Origin of the sequence: Mesorhizobium sp. B2-7-1, from assembly GCF_006440735.1 — a bacterium.
Taxonomy (GTDB): Bacteria; Pseudomonadota; Alphaproteobacteria; order Rhizobiales; family Rhizobiaceae; genus Mesorhizobium.
This window is the reverse complement of the sequence record NZ_VFUA01000018.1, coordinates 1-15,727: the sequence shown is the minus strand read 5'-3', so window position 1 is coordinate 15,727 and position 15,727 is coordinate 1. Positions and strand designations below refer to the sequence as shown.

Genomic DNA, 15,727 nt, shown 5'->3' with positions numbered 1-15,727 from the left:
TGTGGCTGAGCGGATTCCCGCTCGACCCGGACCAACGGTCGATTTCAGGGGGATATGGCGGGGATATAGGGGTGCCGAGCGTAAAATCAAAGCCTCCGGGCTGGCCCATTGCCGCCGCGACGCCGCTCTGATTTGGTCGGCGGATGCAGTTCATTCCATCCAATATCCGTGGTCCGCTGTTCATGATCGTCTCGACGGGGGCCTACCTCGTCAACGACACGATGATGAAGCTAGCGACCACCGGGCTGCCGCCTTATGAAGTGCTCTTGCTGCGCGGTGCTGCCGCGATGCTGTGGGGTGTGCCGCTGCTTCTGATGCTGGGCTATGCCAGGCAGGTTCCGTTGCTCTTCGAGCGCAAGGTGCTGCGCCGCAACCTGTTCGAGCTCCTGGCGATCCTCTGCTATGTCGTCGCCTTGGCCAATATGCAGATCGCGGATTCCACCGCGCTCGGGCAGGTGACGCCGCTCATCGTGCTGGTCGGGTCCTCGATGCTGTTCGGCGAAAAGATCGGCGCCACGCGCATGGCGCTGATCGGCCTTGGCTTTGTCGGGGCGCTCATGGTGGCGCAGCCGACCATGCAGGGCATTTCGGTCTATGCGCTGCTGGCGCTCGGCAACGCCGCCTTCGCGGCGGTGCGCGACCTTGCCGGCCGCAAGGTGGGCGCCGAGGTGCCAGGCATGATCGTCGCCATCTCTGCGGTCGTGGTGGTGCTGGTCGGCTCAGGCGCGGCGCATCTTGTCTCCGAGCAATGGGTAATGCCCCAAGGCCACCACCTGCTGCTGATCGCCGGAGCGGGCCTGTTCCTGATCTTCGGCCATTTCTTCATCTTCATGGCCTACCGGGTCGGACCGACAAGCGCGGTCGCGCCCTTCTATTACTGCTTCACCGTCTGGGCGGTCATCTCGGGCCTGCTGGTCTTCGGGCAGTTTCCCAACGCGCTCGCCGTCTGCGGCATCCTTTTGGTGATGGCCAGCGGCCTGGCGATCGTCTCGCTCGACGAACGAAAGCGCCGGCTGGCGATGGTCGCCTGACGGCATAAATCCAGCGCAGGCCGACCCGAACGGGTCGACCCTAAGCCCCCCAGGTCCGGCTTTCTACGCTTCTAAAGCGTGCGCTTGCCGGAAATCTGGTGATAGGCCCACAGCACGACGACCGAGCCGATGACGGCAACGATCAGGCTCCAGATGTTGAGGCCGGTGACGCCCTGCGCTCCGAAGGCGCTGAAGATCACGCCGCCGACGATGGCGCCGACGATGCCGAGCACGATGTCCATGATCATGCCCTGGCCGGTCTTGTTGACGATCTTGCTGCCGATGAAGCCAGCGACGATGCCGAGAATGATCCAGCTGATGATGCCCATAATTCCCTCCAAATTTCCCCGCCGCCCCAATCATTTTCATATGATTGTCAAAAGCTCAAGACAGCTTGAAATTCCATTCGTTTGCGCCATGCTGGCGTCGGGTGGACTTGGCTGGATAAGGAGATCCATTATGGGCCTTTTCGACAACGCCGTTCCGGGCGGCAACATCACCAAACCCCTGATGATCGCGCTCGGCGCGCTTTTGGTCGGCAAGATGCTGAGCGGCAGGAGCGAGGAAGCGGCCGTGCCGCAAGCGCCGGTGCCGACGCCTGCGGGAACCGACGCGTCGGCCGATGGCGGCCTGCTCGGCGGCCTCGGCGGCCTGCTCGGCAAGCTGAAGGATGCTGGTCATGGCAACGTCGCCGACTCCTGGGTCGGCACCGGTCAGAACCAGCAGATCAACGCCAATGATCTCGGTTCGGCGCTCGGGCCAGCGGTGATCCGCGAGATCGCCCAGCGCACCGGCATGAATGAGCAGGAATTGCTGCAGCAGCTCTCTACGGCGCTGCCCGGCATCGTCGACAAGCTGACGCCGAACGGCCAGGTGCCGCAGAACCATCAGGTCGCTTCGGCCTTCAACAGCTAAGCGGCTGGATGAAACGGAATGCGCTGCGCGCCACGGCGCGCGGCGTTTTCTTTGGAGCGTGCGAGGAGGAAATCTGGAGCGGGTAGCGGGAATCGAACCCGCATATTCAGCTTGGAAGGCTGCTGCTCTACCACTGAGCTATACCCGCGCCTTACACTGAAGTACCGGATTCACCCGAAAAGCGCCATGCACTTTTCGGTCCGAGACTTGTTCGTTTCAGGGCTTCCGGGCCGGCAGTGGTGGAGAGGGTTGGATTCGAACCAACGTAGGCTAAGCCAACGGATTTACAGTCCGTCCCCTTTAACCACTCGGGCACCTCTCCAGTCTGCCGCCGGAGCCATGCAACGAGGCATTTTCGCCGATCCGGAGCCCGAGTAAGATCTTCTCCGAAATCAGCGAAGCGCCTTATGGCGGCAAGGCCGGTGGGTGTCAACCGGCGCGGCCAGGGTTTTTCGAGGATGTTCGGCATTCATTTCCCCAGCCCATATCCTTAGCCGGACGGGACGGCTATAGAAGCCGCCATGAGCGACGATAGAAGCAACAAGCCCGGCACGCGCAAGGACACCCACTACGCCAAACTGAGGCGCGCGCATCGCGACCAGAAGGCGGGCGGCGCGCCGGCGTTCCGGCCGCGCCAGCCTGTGCCCCCAGGCGAAGCGCCTGGCGACGGGCTGGTGCGGCTTTACGGCCTGCACACGGTGCGGGCCGCGCTCGACAATCCGCGGCGCAAGATCAGAAAAATGCTGGTGACCCGCAACGCCGCCGAACGTCTTTCAATCACCGATCTTGCCGCCCTGCCGTTCAAGACCGAGTTGGTCGAGCCGAAGGACATCGACAGGATCACCGGGTCGGATGCGGTGCATCAGGGCGTGCTGATCGAGGCCGAGCCGCTCAAGCCGAAGCGTCTCGACGCGCTTGGCGACACCAAGCTGGTGCTGGTGCTCGACCAGGTGACGGACCCGCACAATGTCGGCGCGATCCTGCGATCCGCGGTCGCCTTCGGCGCCGGCGCGCTGATCACGACGGCCCGCCACAGCCCGCAGGAATCGGGCGTGCTGGCGAAATCCGCCTCCGGCGCGCTTGAGCATATCGACCAGATCGAGGTGAAGAACCTCGCCGATGCGCTCGGACAATTGCACGAGGCCAGCTTCCAGACGATCGGGCTCGATTCGGAAGGCCCGGCCGAGCTTGAAAAGACCTTCGACGGTGAAAAAATCGCGCTCGTGCTGGGCGCGGAAGGTAAGGGCCTGCGTCAGAAAACCCGCGAGACGGTAACCGCGCTCGCCCGCCTCGACATGCCCGGCGCCATCCACTCGCTCAACGTGTCCAATGCGGCGGCGGTCAGTCTTTATGCTGCGCACGCATTCCTGAGGCGCGGCTGAGCACGGATCGACTTTGACCGACACGAAAAAACGGGCTCCCGCGGTAAAACGCAGGAACCCGTTCTCTGACAGGCAAAGAGCAGGCGGCGTGGGAACGTTGAGCCGCCCTCTCCTGACCTAAGCTGCCTTGCCTTTGGCTTCGGCTGCGGCGCCGCCGACTTCGAAATTCGCCATCCGCTCCAGCGCCCGAACCAGCGCCGAGTGATCCTCCTTCGCCCCACCATTGGCGGCGCAGGAATTGAACAGTTGCTGCGTCGTCGAGGTGTTGGGCAGCGAGACGCCGAGCGCCTTCGCCCCTTCCAGCGCCAGGTTGAGGTCCTTCTGGTGCAACTCGATGCGGAAGCCTGGAGCGAAGGTGCGCTTGATCATGCGCTCGCCATGCACTTCGAGGATGCGCGAGGCGGCGAGCCCGCCCATCAGCGCCTGCCTGACTTTGGCGGGATCGGCGCCCGCCTTCGAGGCGAAAACCAGCGCTTCGCCGACGGCTTCGATGGTCAATGCCACGACGATCTGGTTGGCGACCTTGGTGGTCTGGCCGACGCCGTTCGGCCCGACCAGCGTGATGTTCTTGCCCATCTTCTCGAACACCGGCTTCGCCCGCTCGAACGCCTTGTCCTCGCCGCCGACCATGATGGTGAGCGACGCCGCCTTGGCGCCGACCTCGCCACCCGACACCGGCGCGTCGAGATAGTCGCAACCGAGATCGTTGATTTTCTTGGCGAATTCCTTGGTGGCGATCGGCGAGATCGAGCTCATGTCGATGACAAGCTTGCCTTTGGACAGACCGGAGGCAACGCTGTTGTCGCCGAACAGCACGTCGGCGACCTGCGGGGTGTCCGGCACCATTGTGATAATGATGTGGGCGGCCTTGGCCACCGCGTTGTGGCCGGTGGCGGTCTTCAGGCCCTTGGCGACGAGGTCGGCCGGCGGTTTTGAGCGATGATCGCTGGCGACGACCTTATAGCCGGCGTCGAGAAGATGTCCCGCCATTGGCGCGCCCATGATGCCGAGGCCGATGAAACCGATGGTTTCCATGTTGTTCTCCTGAACGTCTCGTTCGAATACATCGCAACGTGGGTGCTGCCCCTCATCCGCCTGCCGGCACCTTCTCCCCGTATAGTGACGGGGAGAAGGGAAGCGCCTAAGCCGCCGCGCTCCCCTGCCCGGCGAAGCCGCTGAACCAGCCGAGCCCGGCTTCCGTGCCGGCCGTCGGCTTGTATTCGGCGCCGATCCAGCCGGAATAGCCGAGGCGATCAATGTGATCATACAGGAAGGGATAGTTGATCTCGCCCGTCCCCGGCTCGTGACGGCCGGGATTGTCCGCAAGCTGGATATGCGCGATGCGGGGAAGGTTCGCTTCGATGGTACGGGCGAGATCCCCCTCCATGATCTGCATGTGGTAGATGTCGTACTGCAGGAACAGGTTCTTCGAGCCGATGCGGTCGATCAGCGCCAGGGCCTGATCGGAATAGTTCAGGAAGAAGCCCGGAATGTCGCGGGTGTTGATCGGCTCGATCAGCAGCCTGATCCCGGCCTGCTCCAGCTTCTCGGCCGCGAAGGCCAGGTTTTCGGCAAAGACGTTTTCCAACACGACGCGATGGGCGCCCTGCGGCGCGATGCCGGCAAGACAGTTGATCTGCTCGCAGCCCAGCGCATGGGCGTAGGTGATCGCCTTGGCGACGCCCTGGCGGAATTCCGGCACCCGGTCGGGCAGCACGGCAATGCCGCGCTCGCCCCTCGCCCAGTCGCCGGCCGGCAGGTTGAAGAGAACCTGGCTGAGGCCGTTCTTCTTCAGGCGCGCCGCGACGACGTCCGGCGCATGGTCGTAGGGGCCAATGTATTCGACGCCCTTGAAGCCCGCGCGGGCCGCGGCATCGAAGCGATCGAGGAAATCATGCTCGCCAAAGAGCATCGAAAGATTGGCTGAAAAACGCGGCATTCTTTTTCTCCTTCTCCGCTCGGCTTAATCCAACATCACTATAGCGGTAGGGGCATCCTCATGGCTCTCGGCAAGGTCCTCGAATTCGGTGATCTTGTCGATTTCAGTGCCCATGGAAATGTTGGTGACGCGCTCGAGGATGAATTCGAGGACGACTGGCACCTGGTGCTCCTTCATCAGCCGCTGCGCTTCCTTGAAGGCGCCGGCGAATTCCTCCGGCTTCTTCACGCGGACCGCCTTGCAGCCCATCGCCTCGGCAACCGCGACATGGTCGACGCCATAGCCTGCCTCCGGATCGCCGGCACGGTTGACGTTCTCGAAGGCGAGGCTCACCTCGTAATCCATCGAGAAGCCGCGCTGCGCCTGGCGGATCAGGCCGAGATAGGCGTTGTTCACGACGACATGGATGTAGGGCAGCTTGTGCTGCGCGCCGACGGCCAGCTCCTCGATCATGAACTGGAAGTCATAGTCGCCGGAGAGCGCGACGATATCCCGGTCCGGATCGGCGGCGCGCACGCCCAACGCCGCCGGCAGCGTCCAGCCGAGCGGGCCGGCCTGGCCGCAATTGATCCAGTTGCGCGGCTTGTAGACATGCAGGAACTGCGCGCCGGCAATCTGCGACAGGCCGATCGTGGTGACATAGGTGGTGTCGCGGGCAAACGCCTTGTTCATCTCCTCATAGACGCGCTGCGGCTTCAGCGGCACCTGCTCGAAATGCGTCTTGCGCTTCATGGTCTTCTTGCGCTGCTGGCATTCCTTCGCCCAGCCCGACCAGTCGCGCAGCTTGCCGGCAGTGCGCCATTCGGTGGCGACGTCGAGCAGGATCTTCAGCGCTGCGCCCGCATCCGAGACGAGGCCGAGATCCGGCGCGAAGACGCGGCCGATCTGCGTCGGCTCGATGTCGACATGGATGAATTTCTTGCCCTTGGTGTAGACGTCGACGGAACCGGTGTGGCGGTTGGCCCAGCGGTTGCCGATGCCGAAGACGAAGTCGGACGCCAGCATCGTCGCGTTGCCATAGCGGTGCGAGGTCTGCAGGCCGCACATGCCGGCCATCAAACGGTGGTCGTCGGGGATCGCGCCCCAGCCCATCAGCGTCGGGATGACCGGCACGCCGGTGACTTCGGCGAATTCGATCAAGAGATCCGAGGCATCGGCGTTGATGATGCCGCCGCCGGCGACGATCAGCGGCTTTTCCGCCTCGTTGAGCATCGCCAGCGCCTTCTCGGCTTGGGCGCGCGTGATTGCCGGCTTGAAGGGGGCGAGCGGCTCATAGGCGTCGATGTCGAACTCGATCTCTGCAAGCTGAACGTCCAGCGGCAGGTCGACCAGCACCGGTCCGGGGCGCGAGGAGCGCATCAGGTGGAACGCCTTCTGCAGCGCCATCGGCACCAGGTAGGGCTCCATGACGGTGACGGCCCACTTGGCGACGGGTGCCGCGATCGACGCGATGTCGACGGCCTGGAAATCCTCCTTGTTGAGGCGCGCGCGGGGGGCTTGGCCAGTTATGCACAAGATCGGAATGGAATCCGCCGAGGCCGAATAGAGACCGGTGATCATGTCGGTGCCGGCCGGACCGGAGGTGCCGATGCAGAGCCCGATATTGCCGGCCTTGGCCCTGGTATAGCCTTCGGCCATGTGCGAGGCGCCCTCGACATGGCGGGCAAGCACATGGCGGATGGTGCCCCTCGCCTTCAGCGCCGAATAGAGCGGATTGATCGCCGCGCCCGGCACGCCGAAGGCATTGGTGATGCCTTCCTTTTCGAGAACGAGAACCGCAGCGTCGACAGCGCGCATCCTGGCCATGACAAGCCTCCATTTCGTTGGTTGGCTTGAGAATGACAGCGCGTATTCGATTTTTCAATTTTTTCAGAATATTTTTTCATTTCTGGAAAACGCCTCCTTCTAACTGATTTTATTTTGTTTTTCGTTTTCCAGAAAACCCGCTTCGACAACTACTGAAAAACTTTTTCATTGCATCCAGCGTCAAATCGGCGAGAATGACGGGCATGGAAACCACGGAAAAACGCCAGCGCGGCCGGCCGCGCGCCTTCAATGGTCCATCCGAAGCGGCTTCGGTTCAGTCGCTCGACCGCGCGTTGCGGATCCTCGCGATCGTGGCCGAGGCGAGCGGCCTGTCGCTCAGCGAAATCGCGGCGCAAAGCGGTATTGCCGCCTCCACCGCCTATCGCATGCTGACGACGCTGGAGAACCACGGCATGGTCGAGTTCGATACGACCGACCAGCTCTGGTCGGTCGGCGTCGAGACCTATCGCATGGGCTCGGCTTTCCTGCGCCGGCGTAAGCTCGTCGACCGCGCCCGCATCGTCATGCAGGAATTGATGGAAAAGACCGGAGAGACCGCCAATCTCGGCGTCGCCGAGGACGATTGCGTGGTTTTCGTCAACCAGGTCGAGACGCACCAGGCGATCCGCGCCTTCTTTCGCCCAGGCACGCGCAGCCCCTTCCATGCCTCGGGTATCGGCAAAGCGGTGCTGGCGCATCTCGAGCCTGAACGGGTCGCCGCCATCCTGCGCAAGTCAGGCCTGCAGCGCTACACCGACAAGACGCTTTCCGACATCTCGGCGCTCGCCCATGACCTCGCGACCATCAAGCATCGCGGCTGGTCGGTGGACGACGAGGAGCGCCATCCCGGCATGCGCTGCGTGGCGGCAGCCATCTTCGACGAATATGGCGAGCCGATCGGCGGCGTTTCGGTGTCCGGCCCGACGGTGCGGGTCACACCTGAACGGCTGGCCGAGATCGGTCCGCTGGTGCGCGACGCCGCGGTCGAGGTGACGAAGATGATCGGCGGTGCGAAGGCATTCTAAGCGGCGCCCGGCAAAGCGCTCTTGGCCGCTATCTCGAAGAAATCGAGCAGGATCGCCAGCCCGACGCCGCAAGCGGTCAAGACCAGGCCGGCAATGAAGATCCGGTTGGCGCGCGCATAGATGGGCCGCTGCAGCGATTTGGTGTCGAGCAGCATGGCCAGGGCCCGCATCTGCAGGGCGATGCCGACGAGGATCGGCACCACGGCGAACAGATGATAGGTCTGCCAGGGGATCGGGTTGGCGGCCCAATGGGTGAGGAAACCCAGCGAAAACGCCAACAGGATGCCGACGGTGGTGACCGTGCCGTTGCGAAAAACCGGCTCGATCAGGTCTTCCTTGGGATCCCGCTCGTCCAAGCCACCCTCCCCTCGATTGGTGCCAGAAGCAGACTAGACGCTTGCAAAATCGCTGTACATCGTTGGTTGAGCCAGCCGACCCCACAGCTAGGTCGGACGCTAGACTTGCCCGTCTTGCCGTGCCGCTGGAGTGCATGCGAAAGGGCAAGGATGCGGAAAACAATCTACCTCCTGTCGGCCGTTTCGCTTTGCGGATGCGTGGCGACGGCACCGGCGCCGCCCGTGCCCAGCAGCAACACCGGCGGTAATCAACGCGTCGATCCCATTCCGATTTCGCTGGCCCTGGAGGAGATCATCACCGCCGGCGTCCGCCAGCATCTGAGGAACCCGATCGCCGCAAAGTTCGGAACGATGCTCGCCGGAGAGCGCAGTTTGAACGGCCGCGACGAGACCGTCGTGTGCGGCTATGTCGACGACAAGGGCTCTCCCGGCGGCAACGAGCCTTTCATCGGCAAGATCCATCCCGATGCCGGAAACAGCTTCGAGCTCGTCGCGATAAACGACGCTTCGGTCAGCGGCGCCTGCCGCATGGCGGGCTTGGCGTTGCCCGAACTGAAGCCCAACTCCTAAAACGTTGTTCGCCAAAAAGATCAAATCAATCAGACGGATGCGTAGCGCTCGAACGCAAGAAAAGGGGCTGTGCGTAGCCCCTCTTTCCTGTCGTTGATCTTGCCCCCTCCTAGAGCCGGCAGTAGCGCGGGCCGTCATAGCTCATATAGGTGTCGGAGCGCTCGTCGTAGCTGGCGTAGCGGGCGTAGCAGCGGCGGACGTGGATCGAGCCGTAGCCGTCGTCCTCGACATAGACGGTGCGGGGCTGTTGGGCGAGCAGGCTGCCGAGCACGAAACCACCGACACCTGCGGCAATGCCGATGCCGAGCTCGCGGCGGTGATGATGGTCGTGGGCGGCCGAGGGCTGGACGGTGCCGACGAGCGCGCCGGCGGCGACGATGGTGGCGATGAGGCCGGAAACGATGGTGCGCTTGAACATGATGGATCTCCTTGGTTTCGGTGGAGAGGCGAACCATCCGCCTCTTGATCATGGGTCGCGGCGAGCCGCAAAAAGGTTCGAAGAATTTTCAGATTTTTTGACCGGCGATTTCCTCGCCCGCGGCCGCCGGTTAGCCCGGAACGAAAAAAGGGCGGCCCGAGGCCGCCCTTCGAAGAAAAATGGTCTTCTCGTCAGAGGAAGATGATCACCTTGCCGTGGTGGTGATGCTTGTAATGATGGTTGTGCCACCACCACCAAGGCTTGCCGTGATGGCTGTGGTGGTGGTGATGATGGTTGCCATGGGCCGAGGACGTCTGGACCGTGGCGGCCAGCGCGCCGGTGGCGACGAAGACGGCGACGACGCCGGACGTAAGGGTACGCTTCAGCATAATGATCTCCTGGATCCTTGATCGAGGCGACCATTCGCCTCTCGAGAGATCAGTCGTGGCGAAGCGGCAAAAGGTTCGAATATGAGCGAGTAGGGAGTAGCGAATAGTGAGTAGGGAAAGCACGGCGGATGCTGGACTCAAATCCCTATTCGCTCCTCGCTATTCCCTATTCGCTCCCTCACCCCATCCCCGTGACATGCCTCAGCCAGAAGGCCAGCACGACGAAGCCGACGAAGGTGGCGACGCCGGTCCAGTCGATATTGGCCTTCTTCAGGTCGCTGATGACCTTCACCAAGAGAAGCCAGGTCACGACGATGAGCGGCAGGATGATGACGAATCTGATCATGCGGCACCCCGTTCGATGCGATTGCACCCGAATGAGATGTAGGAAGCGGCACGCCGAATTTCAGGATGCCCCCTTGGTGACCGCGGCGGGTCCATTAGCAACCCAAAACGGAGTTTTGTCTTTACTGGCGCACGAAATATGCTACCGGAGCGCCATGCCCTTGTAGCTTAGCTGGTAGAGCAGCGGTTTTGTAATTCGTTGGATCAATCAGCTAAAATTCTGGAAAGCCTCATCATTTTCCAGAGAGGGAGTTTCAGGGGTATGCGTACGGGTAAATGTGCCGCCTTAGCTCAGCTGGTAGAGCAGTAGTTTTGTAAACTATTGGTCGGGGGTTCGAGTCCCTCAGGCGGCACCAACCTGTACTTCCTATCAGCCGTGACGCGTCCGTGCTCTTTTAAGGGAGATACCAGCGGGAAGGCGCATGTTGGGGTAGCCGCCGGTTAGTAGAGCGACTTTTTCAGCAAGAAAGCTTCGCGCCGCAGGGATGGTAGATTGCCCATGCCGATCAATTCGATTAGCTCGTGAGCTTGCGCGGCTGTGACACCAGCTTCCTTTACTAGCCAAGCGACGTGGTGGTCTCTGAGGGCCTTTGCGCGAAGTTCGCTGCTATGGTCGGCCATGGAGCGTGTCCCAACATGATGCAACGTGTTTGGAGCGATTTTGTTCCGCACGCCGATTAGTCGCCTAATATTCCAGGTCCCCGGCGTATCCACTCGTGTTCCGCATTGGCCAGAGAGGACAAAATATACTGCGCCTTGAGCGATGCGAAATCCGGCATGCAAAGTTGCAGGCAAGCGAGCCGTCGTTGCTAATAGGCCGTCCGAAGCCTATGCTTTCGATATCGGCCGCCAGACATGTACGGATGCAGCCGACAGTGAGAGGAAAGTGCTCTTGCCCGCAACGGGAGAAGAGCCATGCGTCAATCCACTTTTCGCAACCACGTTCTGAAATCCATCGACCCTGATGATTTCGCCCTCTTGCAGCCGTCGATGCATCACGTCGAACTGGGCATCAAAGATCAGTTAGAGGTCCCCTATCAGCCGATAGAGCAGGTGTATTTTCCGGAGACGGGGATCGCTTCGGTAGTCGCTATCATGACCGGAGGGCGACAAAGCGAAGTCGGCATCATCGGCCACGATGGTATGACGGGTGTTACGGTCATTCTCGGCCAGGAGAGCTCCCCCAACGAGACCTATATTCAGATCGCTGGCCAGGGCTGGTCCCTGCCGGTTGAAAATCTTCGCGCGGCCCTCGCAAAAAGCCCGACCCTTGGCCGATCGTTGCTTCGATATGCCAACGCCTTCCTCATCCAGGCCTCCCGGACCGCGCTGGTCAACGGCCACTCGAAGATCGAGGAGCGACTGGCTCGGTGGCTGCTCATGGTCCACGATCGCTCTTCAGGAAGCAGGATTTACCTGACGCACGAATTTCTCGCGACCATGCTCGGTGCCCGGCGCCCTGGGGTCACTACTGCCCTCCAAATGCTTGAATATCGGGGGCTGATCCAGGCCAGGCGTGGTGAGATCACGATCGTCGATCGCAGCGGACTGATAAAGCTCACGCACGGCGCCTATGGCGAGGAGGAGCAACGGCATTTCAGCATTGTCCGAAATCGTACATAAGCTTGATGGCCGCTGAAAATGGGGCGTAAATTACGTTGGTTTGGGTTCAGGGAGGAACTCGCAATGACCAACGCTTTTCACGGCGTCACAGTTGAAAAGGCAACCGAGGCCTATGTCCTTTCCAGGGGTCGAGCCCGGTTCCTTTCCATCGCACAGGCAATCCGCGCCATCCGAACACTTATGCCTGCCTGCAGAACCAGCGACCACGAATTGGAAGGTATGCTGGCGGCGGCCTGCATCGTTCACGGCATTCCCGTGGCCTTCGACGCAACGATGGCCAAGGGCGAGGAAATGCGGCTCCATTCATAGGGCCCGGAGATGCTCACGGTCACGCAGACAGCCACTTCGTCGGACGTTCGGCAGGCGGTTGTCCGCTACCTGCTCGATAGGGTCGACAATCCCAGCATTTCGATCGCCGACGCTGTCGATGCCATCAGAGAGATGTTCCCACTTTGCGAGTTGACGGATTGGCAGCTTGGCGATCACATTGCACGAGCCGCCATCGACGCGGGGTTTGTGGTTGAATTCGACGTGGGGCTCTCTGAATGAAGACGATGGCCGGCGCATATCTGGATCACCTTTTGGAGTGCCCCTTTTGCGGGACGATCCGCCTCCAGATTCCGGCCGATGCGCAGCCTTCAACGCCAATCAGATGTGCTGATTGCGGGCAATATCTCGGTACATGGGACGGACGATCTGCAGACCGATTTTGAGTCCCAGGGGGACAATGACGGAATATTCCGCCTCGACAAGGGGCGCATCCTGAAGCTCGATTAGCGCCCGCTCAAAACTTTGCATGCCGGGACCTTTCCTGAGGGCCTCACACCCCAATCGCCGTCACCAGCACCCTATTCTGCCGTCGGATCGCCGCCCTCAGCTCCGGTATCTTCGCCTCGTCGCGCTTCACGAACTCGATGAACATCATGTTCATATTGTTGAAGATCAGCTCGCCCACCGCGGGCCCGTCTATGTCCGGTCGCACTAGGCCGACCTCCCGCAGGCGGGCGATCAGCGCGCTTATTTGCTCGGTCAGGTCGCGGTCGAGCGCCGTATAGGCCTGGCCGAAGGGGCTGTCGGGCAGTTGGGTCGAGATCGCCATCGCCTGCCGCCACATCTCCTTGCTCAGATAATTCAGCGAGTGCTCGATATAGATGCCGATCAGCGTATCCAGCGCGTCGCCGACATTGGCGGGCGGGTTGGCGACGACTCCTCGCCCGGCGTTCAGCACCTCGTTGACTTCCATCGAAACGATGGCGCCGAGGATGTCGCCCTTGTTCTGGTAGTAATTGTAAATGGTGCCGATCGAGACTTCGGCTCGAGCGGCAATCGCCTCGATCTTGGCGCCTTCATAGCCGACCTCGCGGAAAAGCTCCGTCGCCGCATCGATGATGCGGCGGTGCCGGTCCGCCTTCTGCCGTTCGCGCAATCCGCTCATATCGGCCTCTCTGCCACAAAATCATAATTGACTCAATTTTAGAATTGGTTCAACTTTTCTTCCAACAAGCCAGCAAGGCAGGGAGAACACTCGATGACCGTCAATGCCCGGACTCCGCTTTCCAGCCTGAAGTCCCGTCTCGCAGCCGCTTGCGCAGCCGCCGCGCTCCTCGTCGCGGCGGGCGGCGCTCAGGCTGCCGATCTCAATGCGCTGATCTGGTGCGATCATTCCGATCCGGCGCTGCTTCAGCCCTTCGAAGCGGCCAACAACGTCAAGGTCAACGTCAAGGAATTCGAAGGCACCGGCGCGGGGCTGGCCATCGTCGACCAGTCGCAGCCCGGCGACTGGGACGTGATGGTGATCGATAGCATCGACGTGCCGCGCGGCGTCGAGAAAGGCCTGTTCGAGCCGCTGCCCGAGGATAAATTGCCCTTCGCCGACCTCTTCCCGGAAGTGAAGATGGACAAGTCCACCATCGTCGACGGCAAGCGCTACGGCATCACCGAAAAGTTCGGCTACAACACGATCGGCTTCAACAAGACCAAGGTCGACCCGGCCGATATGGAGTCGCTGGCCTCGCTCACCAGCGACAAATACAAGGGCAAGGTCGCGATCTACGACTATTACCTGCCGGTGATCGGCATGGCGGCCTTGGCCATCGGCAAGAAAACCGCCGACCTCACCGAGGCCGACCTGCCGGCGCTGAAGGCCGAGCTCCTCAAGATGAAGGCCAATGCCAAGCTGGTTGGCGAGGTGACAGCCAGCCAGACGGCGCTGGCCACCGGCGAGGTCGACATATTGGTTGGCGGCGGCGAATGGGTGACGGCCGGCCTTGCCAAGGAGAACCCGGCGCTCGACTTCTCGATCCCGAAGGAAGGCGCGGTGCTGTGGTCGCAGTCGCTCGCCATGTTCAAGGATTCCAAGAACAAGGACATGGCGCTGAAATTCATCCAGTACATACTGAGCCCCGAGGGCCAGGCGCGGCTTGCGACATCCTCCTGCTACTGGGGCATGCCGTCGAACACCAAGGCGGCGCTCACCGACGAGCAGAAGAAGATCCTGCGCTTCGACGAGCAGCCCGGCTTCCTCGCCCGCGCCCAGGCCTATCCGGCGCCGAACGCCGATCTCGACAAGAAGATGCAGGACATGTGGACCGAGATGCTGCAGGCGCAGTAAATCGGCCAATGAGTGTTTCTGGAGGCAATTCGCGTGCCCTGCCCTGGGCGCTCGTCACGCCGGCGCTGGCGTGGACGCTTCTGTTTTTCGTGCTGCCCTTCATCGCCATGGGGTTTTCCAGCCTCACGGCGCATGAAGGCGGCGGCTTCACTTTAGCCAACTACAGCCAGTTCTTCACCGATCCATCCTACTGGCGGGCGATGGTGAACTCGCTGGAGGTCACGGCGACCGTCACCGTGATCTCGATCCTGCTCGCCTATCCCTTTGCCTGGATCCTGGCGGAACAAGTGCCGGAACGCTGGCAGCGGCTGGCGCTGATGCTGGCCGTGCTGCCGTTCTGGACCTCCTATGTGGTGCGCTCCTATTCCTGGCTGCTGGTGCTGGCGCAGAACGGCGTCATCAACCGGGCGCTGACCGGCATCGGCCTGATCGGCGAGCCGCTGCAGCTCGCCAACACGCGCTTCGCCACCGTCACCGGCTTCGTGCATTTCTTCGTCATGCTTTTGACGCTGACGATCTTCGCCAACCTCAAGCAGCTCAGCCCCAGCTACCGCAAGGCTGCCGCGGATCTCGGCGCAGGGCCGGTGCGGACCTTCCTGCATGTCGTCTTGCCGCTGACCCTGCCCGGCATCATGGTCGGCGCCTTCCTCACCTTCGTGCTTTGCATCGGCGACTACATCACGCCGCAAATCCTCGGCGGCAACAACGAGCTGCTCATGCCGCAGCTGGTGATGATGCAGATCGGCCGCCGCGGCGACTTCCCGCTGGCTTCCGCGCTGTCGATCATCCTGATGGCGGTCGTCACCATCGCCTATCTGGCCTGCGCGCGCTGGCTGAAGATCGAGCGGGCCTGACGATGCGCGCCGTTATCCGCCTCGCCGCCTGGCTCTACGCGCTCGCCGTCTACGGCTTCATCTTCCTGCCGGTGTTCGTGCTGGTGCTGTTTTCGCTGCAGGCGACCTCGTTTCCGATCCCGCCCTTCACCGGCCCGTCGCTGCGCTGGTACCAGGCGGTGCTGTCCGATGCGCGGCTCACCTCGGCGCTGGTCAATTCGCTGCTGGTGGCGGTGCTTTCCTCGCTTGCCTCGGTCACGCTCGGCTTCCTCTCCGCCTGGGGCTTCGCGCGCTTCGTGCTGCCGGGCTCGGCCCTGCTGCGCGGGCTGATCACGCTGCCGCTCACCGTGAGCTACCTGATCATCGGCATGGGGCTGCTGGTACTGTTCAACTGGGCCGGTGTGCCGAAGTCGCTTTTGGCCGCCGGCATCGGCCATGTCGTGATCAGCCCGCGCAGCAGGGCCGAGCCCGGCAGCACGAAGCG

General features: G+C 62.1%; 20 protein-coding genes, 3 tRNA genes and 1 pseudogene. 12 read left to right on the top strand and 12 right to left on the bottom strand.

The genetic code is table 11. From position 1 onward, the window contains the following. Positions 1–143: 143 nt before the first annotated feature. On the top strand, positions 144–1,031 hold the full coding sequence (locus FJ471_RS09895; RefSeq protein ID WP_140802990.1) for a DMT family transporter: 888 nt from the start codon (positions 144–146) through the stop codon (positions 1,029–1,031). Between the two features lie 71 nt (positions 1,032–1,102). Here the strand turns inward: FJ471_RS09895 and FJ471_RS09890 are convergent, their stop codons facing one another. Continuing rightward, the gene (locus FJ471_RS09890; protein ID WP_140802989.1) at positions 1,103–1,360 is read right to left on the bottom strand and encodes a GlsB/YeaQ/YmgE family stress response membrane protein; all 258 of its coding nucleotides are present in this window, start codon (positions 1,358–1,360) and stop codon (positions 1,103–1,105) included. Positions 1,361–1,490: 130 nt separating this feature from the next. Between FJ471_RS09890 and FJ471_RS09885 the strand changes: the two genes are divergently transcribed. Then, positions 1,491–1,946 carry a YidB family protein gene (locus FJ471_RS09885; RefSeq protein WP_140802988.1) on the top strand — a complete coding sequence of 152 codons (456 nt, stop codon included), beginning with the start codon at positions 1,491–1,493 and terminating at the stop codon, positions 1,944–1,946. A 74-nt stretch (positions 1,947–2,020) separates the two neighbouring features. Here the strand turns inward: FJ471_RS09885 and FJ471_RS09880 are convergent. Next, a tRNA-Gly gene (locus tag FJ471_RS09880) sits at positions 2,021–2,094 on the bottom strand. Positions 2,095–2,183: 89 nt separating this feature from the next. Further along, positions 2,184–2,268 (bottom strand) — tRNA-Tyr (locus FJ471_RS09875). A 199-nt stretch (positions 2,269–2,467) separates the two neighbouring features. Between FJ471_RS09875 and FJ471_RS09870 the strand changes: the two genes are divergently transcribed. Beyond that, entirely contained in the window at positions 2,468–3,328 is an 861-nt protein-coding gene (locus FJ471_RS09870; protein ID WP_140802987.1) for an RNA methyltransferase, read from the top strand. A gap of 117 nt (positions 3,329–3,445) precedes the next feature. On the opposite strand, the gene FJ471_RS09865 is transcribed toward FJ471_RS09870, so the two are convergent. From FJ471_RS09865 to gcl, 3 genes are all read right to left on the bottom strand, one after another. Beyond that, entirely contained in the window at positions 3,446–4,363 is a 918-nt protein-coding gene (locus tag FJ471_RS09865) for a 2-hydroxy-3-oxopropionate reductase (RefSeq protein ID WP_140802986.1), read from the bottom strand. Between the two features lie 106 nt (positions 4,364–4,469). After that, positions 4,470–5,267, bottom strand: a complete 798-nt coding sequence (otnI, locus tag FJ471_RS09860; RefSeq protein ID WP_140802985.1) for a 2-oxo-tetronate isomerase — start codon at positions 5,265–5,267, stop codon at positions 4,470–4,472. A gap of 24 nt (positions 5,268–5,291) precedes the next feature. Beyond that, positions 5,292–7,073, bottom strand: a complete 1,782-nt coding sequence (gene gcl, locus FJ471_RS09855) for a glyoxylate carboligase (protein WP_140802984.1) — start codon at positions 7,071–7,073, stop codon at positions 5,292–5,294. A 203-nt stretch (positions 7,074–7,276) separates the two neighbouring features. On the opposite strand from gcl, the gene bhcR reads away from it, so the two are divergent. After that, the gene (gene bhcR / locus FJ471_RS09850; RefSeq protein ID WP_140802983.1) at positions 7,277–8,098 is read left to right on the top strand and encodes an HTH-type transcriptional regulator BhcR; all 822 of its coding nucleotides are present in this window, start codon (positions 7,277–7,279) and stop codon (positions 8,096–8,098) included. On the opposite strand, the gene FJ471_RS09845 is transcribed toward bhcR, so the two are convergent. Continuing rightward, entirely contained in the window at positions 8,095–8,454 is a 360-nt protein-coding gene (locus FJ471_RS09845; protein ID WP_140802982.1) for a hypothetical protein, read from the bottom strand. The two genes, bhcR and FJ471_RS09845, sit on opposite strands and share 4 nt — an antisense overlap. A 222-nt stretch (positions 8,455–8,676) precedes the next feature. Here FJ471_RS09845 and FJ471_RS09840 point away from each other — a divergent pair, with 222 nt between their 5' ends. Further along, a complete protein-coding gene (locus tag FJ471_RS09840; RefSeq protein ID WP_246684673.1) occupies positions 8,677–9,024 on the top strand; it encodes a hypothetical protein in 348 nt (115 codons plus the stop codon). A gap of 109 nt (positions 9,025–9,133) precedes the next feature. Here the strand turns inward: FJ471_RS09840 and FJ471_RS09835 are convergent, their stop codons facing one another. From FJ471_RS09835 to FJ471_RS09825, 3 genes are all read right to left on the bottom strand, one after another. Next, the gene (locus FJ471_RS09835; RefSeq protein ID WP_140802980.1) at positions 9,134–9,442 is read right to left on the bottom strand and encodes a BA14K family protein; all 309 of its coding nucleotides are present in this window, start codon (positions 9,440–9,442) and stop codon (positions 9,134–9,136) included. Positions 9,443–9,633: 191 nt separating this feature from the next. Next, entirely contained in the window at positions 9,634–9,831 is a 198-nt protein-coding gene (locus FJ471_RS09830; protein WP_140802979.1) for a hypothetical protein, read from the bottom strand. Positions 9,832–10,009: 178 nt separating this feature from the next. After that, on the bottom strand, positions 10,010–10,177 hold the full coding sequence (locus FJ471_RS09825; RefSeq protein ID WP_140802978.1) for a hypothetical protein: 168 nt from the start codon (positions 10,175–10,177) through the stop codon (positions 10,010–10,012). Between the two features lie 279 nt (positions 10,178–10,456). Between FJ471_RS09825 and FJ471_RS09820 the strand changes: the two genes are divergently transcribed. From FJ471_RS09820 to FJ471_RS09805, 4 genes are all read left to right on the top strand, one after another. Continuing rightward, positions 10,457–10,532: transfer RNA gene (locus FJ471_RS09820), tRNA-Thr, on the top strand. 559 nt (positions 10,533–11,091) lie between these two features. Then, on the top strand, positions 11,092–11,799 hold the full coding sequence (locus FJ471_RS09815; protein ID WP_140802977.1) for a Crp/Fnr family transcriptional regulator: 708 nt from the start codon (positions 11,092–11,094) through the stop codon (positions 11,797–11,799). A 63-nt stretch (positions 11,800–11,862) separates the two neighbouring features. Further along, a complete protein-coding gene (locus tag FJ471_RS09810; RefSeq protein WP_140802976.1) occupies positions 11,863–12,108 on the top strand; it encodes a hypothetical protein in 246 nt (81 codons plus the stop codon). Positions 12,109–12,117: 9 nt separating this feature from the next. Beyond that, positions 12,118–12,348 (top strand): hypothetical protein, encoded by a 231-nt coding sequence (locus FJ471_RS09805; protein ID WP_140802975.1) that lies wholly within the window; start codon positions 12,118–12,120, stop codon positions 12,346–12,348. A gap of 99 nt (positions 12,349–12,447) precedes the next feature. Here FJ471_RS09805 and FJ471_RS34745 read toward each other — a convergent pair whose 3' ends face one another. Continuing rightward, on the bottom strand, positions 12,448–12,597 hold the full coding sequence (locus FJ471_RS34745) for a hypothetical protein (RefSeq protein ID WP_181179295.1): 150 nt from the start codon (positions 12,595–12,597) through the stop codon (positions 12,448–12,450). Between the two features lie 22 nt (positions 12,598–12,619). Continuing rightward, positions 12,620–13,234, bottom strand: coding sequence for a TetR/AcrR family transcriptional regulator (locus FJ471_RS09795; RefSeq protein ID WP_140802974.1), 615 nt, complete (start codon positions 13,232–13,234; stop codon positions 12,620–12,622). Between the two features lie 93 nt (positions 13,235–13,327). On the opposite strand from FJ471_RS09795, the gene FJ471_RS09790 reads away from it, so the two are divergent. The 3 genes and pseudogenes from FJ471_RS09790 to FJ471_RS09780 form a co-directional block, all read left to right on the top strand. Then, positions 13,328–14,410, top strand: a complete 1,083-nt coding sequence (locus FJ471_RS09790; RefSeq protein WP_140802973.1) for a spermidine/putrescine ABC transporter substrate-binding protein — start codon at positions 13,328–13,330, stop codon at positions 14,408–14,410. Positions 14,411–14,418: 8 nt separating this feature from the next. After that, positions 14,419–15,264: an ABC transporter permease gene (locus FJ471_RS09785; RefSeq protein ID WP_140802972.1), complete on the top strand. Its 846-nt coding sequence runs from the start codon at positions 14,419–14,421 to the stop codon at positions 15,262–15,264. 2 nt (positions 15,265–15,266) lie between these two features. Next, positions 15,267–15,727: pseudogene (locus tag FJ471_RS09780) on the top strand (ABC transporter permease); the annotation flags it as partial.

Excerpts from the sequence above, each read along its gene's own strand:
- FJ471_RS34745 (WP_181179295.1), bottom strand. The coding sequence starts at position 12,597 with ATGCAAAGTTTTGAGCGGGCGCTAATCGAGCTTCAGGATGCGCCCCTT.
- FJ471_RS09890 (WP_140802989.1), bottom strand. The coding sequence starts at position 1,360 with ATGGGCATCATCAGCTGGATCATTCTCGGCATCGTCGCTGGCTTCATC.
- FJ471_RS09830 (WP_140802979.1), bottom strand. The coding sequence starts at position 9,831 with ATGCTGAAGCGTACCCTTACGTCCGGCGTCGTCGCCGTCTTCGTCGCC.
- FJ471_RS09895 (WP_140802990.1), top strand. The coding sequence starts at position 144 with ATGCAGTTCATTCCATCCAATATCCGTGGTCCGCTGTTCATGATCGTC.
- gcl (WP_140802984.1), bottom strand. The coding sequence starts at position 7,073 with ATGGCCAGGATGCGCGCTGTCGACGCTGCGGTTCTCGTTCTCGAAAAG.
- FJ471_RS09795 (WP_140802974.1), bottom strand. The coding sequence starts at position 13,234 with ATGAGCGGATTGCGCGAACGGCAGAAGGCGGACCGGCACCGCCGCATC.
- FJ471_RS09810 (WP_140802976.1), top strand. The coding sequence starts at position 11,863 with ATGACCAACGCTTTTCACGGCGTCACAGTTGAAAAGGCAACCGAGGCC.
- FJ471_RS09815 (WP_140802977.1), top strand. The coding sequence starts at position 11,092 with ATGCGTCAATCCACTTTTCGCAACCACGTTCTGAAATCCATCGACCCT.
- FJ471_RS09870 (WP_140802987.1), top strand. The coding sequence starts at position 2,468 with ATGAGCGACGATAGAAGCAACAAGCCCGGCACGCGCAAGGACACCCAC.
- FJ471_RS09885 (WP_140802988.1), top strand. The coding sequence starts at position 1,491 with ATGGGCCTTTTCGACAACGCCGTTCCGGGCGGCAACATCACCAAACCC.
- FJ471_RS09805 (WP_140802975.1), top strand. The coding sequence starts at position 12,118 with ATGCTCACGGTCACGCAGACAGCCACTTCGTCGGACGTTCGGCAGGCG.
- FJ471_RS09835 (WP_140802980.1), bottom strand. The coding sequence starts at position 9,442 with ATGTTCAAGCGCACCATCGTTTCCGGCCTCATCGCCACCATCGTCGCC.
- bhcR (WP_140802983.1), top strand. The coding sequence starts at position 7,277 with ATGGAAACCACGGAAAAACGCCAGCGCGGCCGGCCGCGCGCCTTCAAT.
- FJ471_RS09865 (WP_140802986.1), bottom strand. The coding sequence starts at position 4,363 with ATGGAAACCATCGGTTTCATCGGCCTCGGCATCATGGGCGCGCCAATG.
- FJ471_RS09790 (WP_140802973.1), top strand. The coding sequence starts at position 13,328 with ATGACCGTCAATGCCCGGACTCCGCTTTCCAGCCTGAAGTCCCGTCTC.
- otnI (WP_140802985.1), bottom strand. The coding sequence starts at position 5,267 with ATGCCGCGTTTTTCAGCCAATCTTTCGATGCTCTTTGGCGAGCATGAT.
- FJ471_RS09825 (WP_140802978.1), bottom strand. The coding sequence starts at position 10,177 with ATGATCAGATTCGTCATCATCCTGCCGCTCATCGTCGTGACCTGGCTT.
- FJ471_RS09785 (WP_140802972.1), top strand. The coding sequence starts at position 14,419 with ATGAGTGTTTCTGGAGGCAATTCGCGTGCCCTGCCCTGGGCGCTCGTC.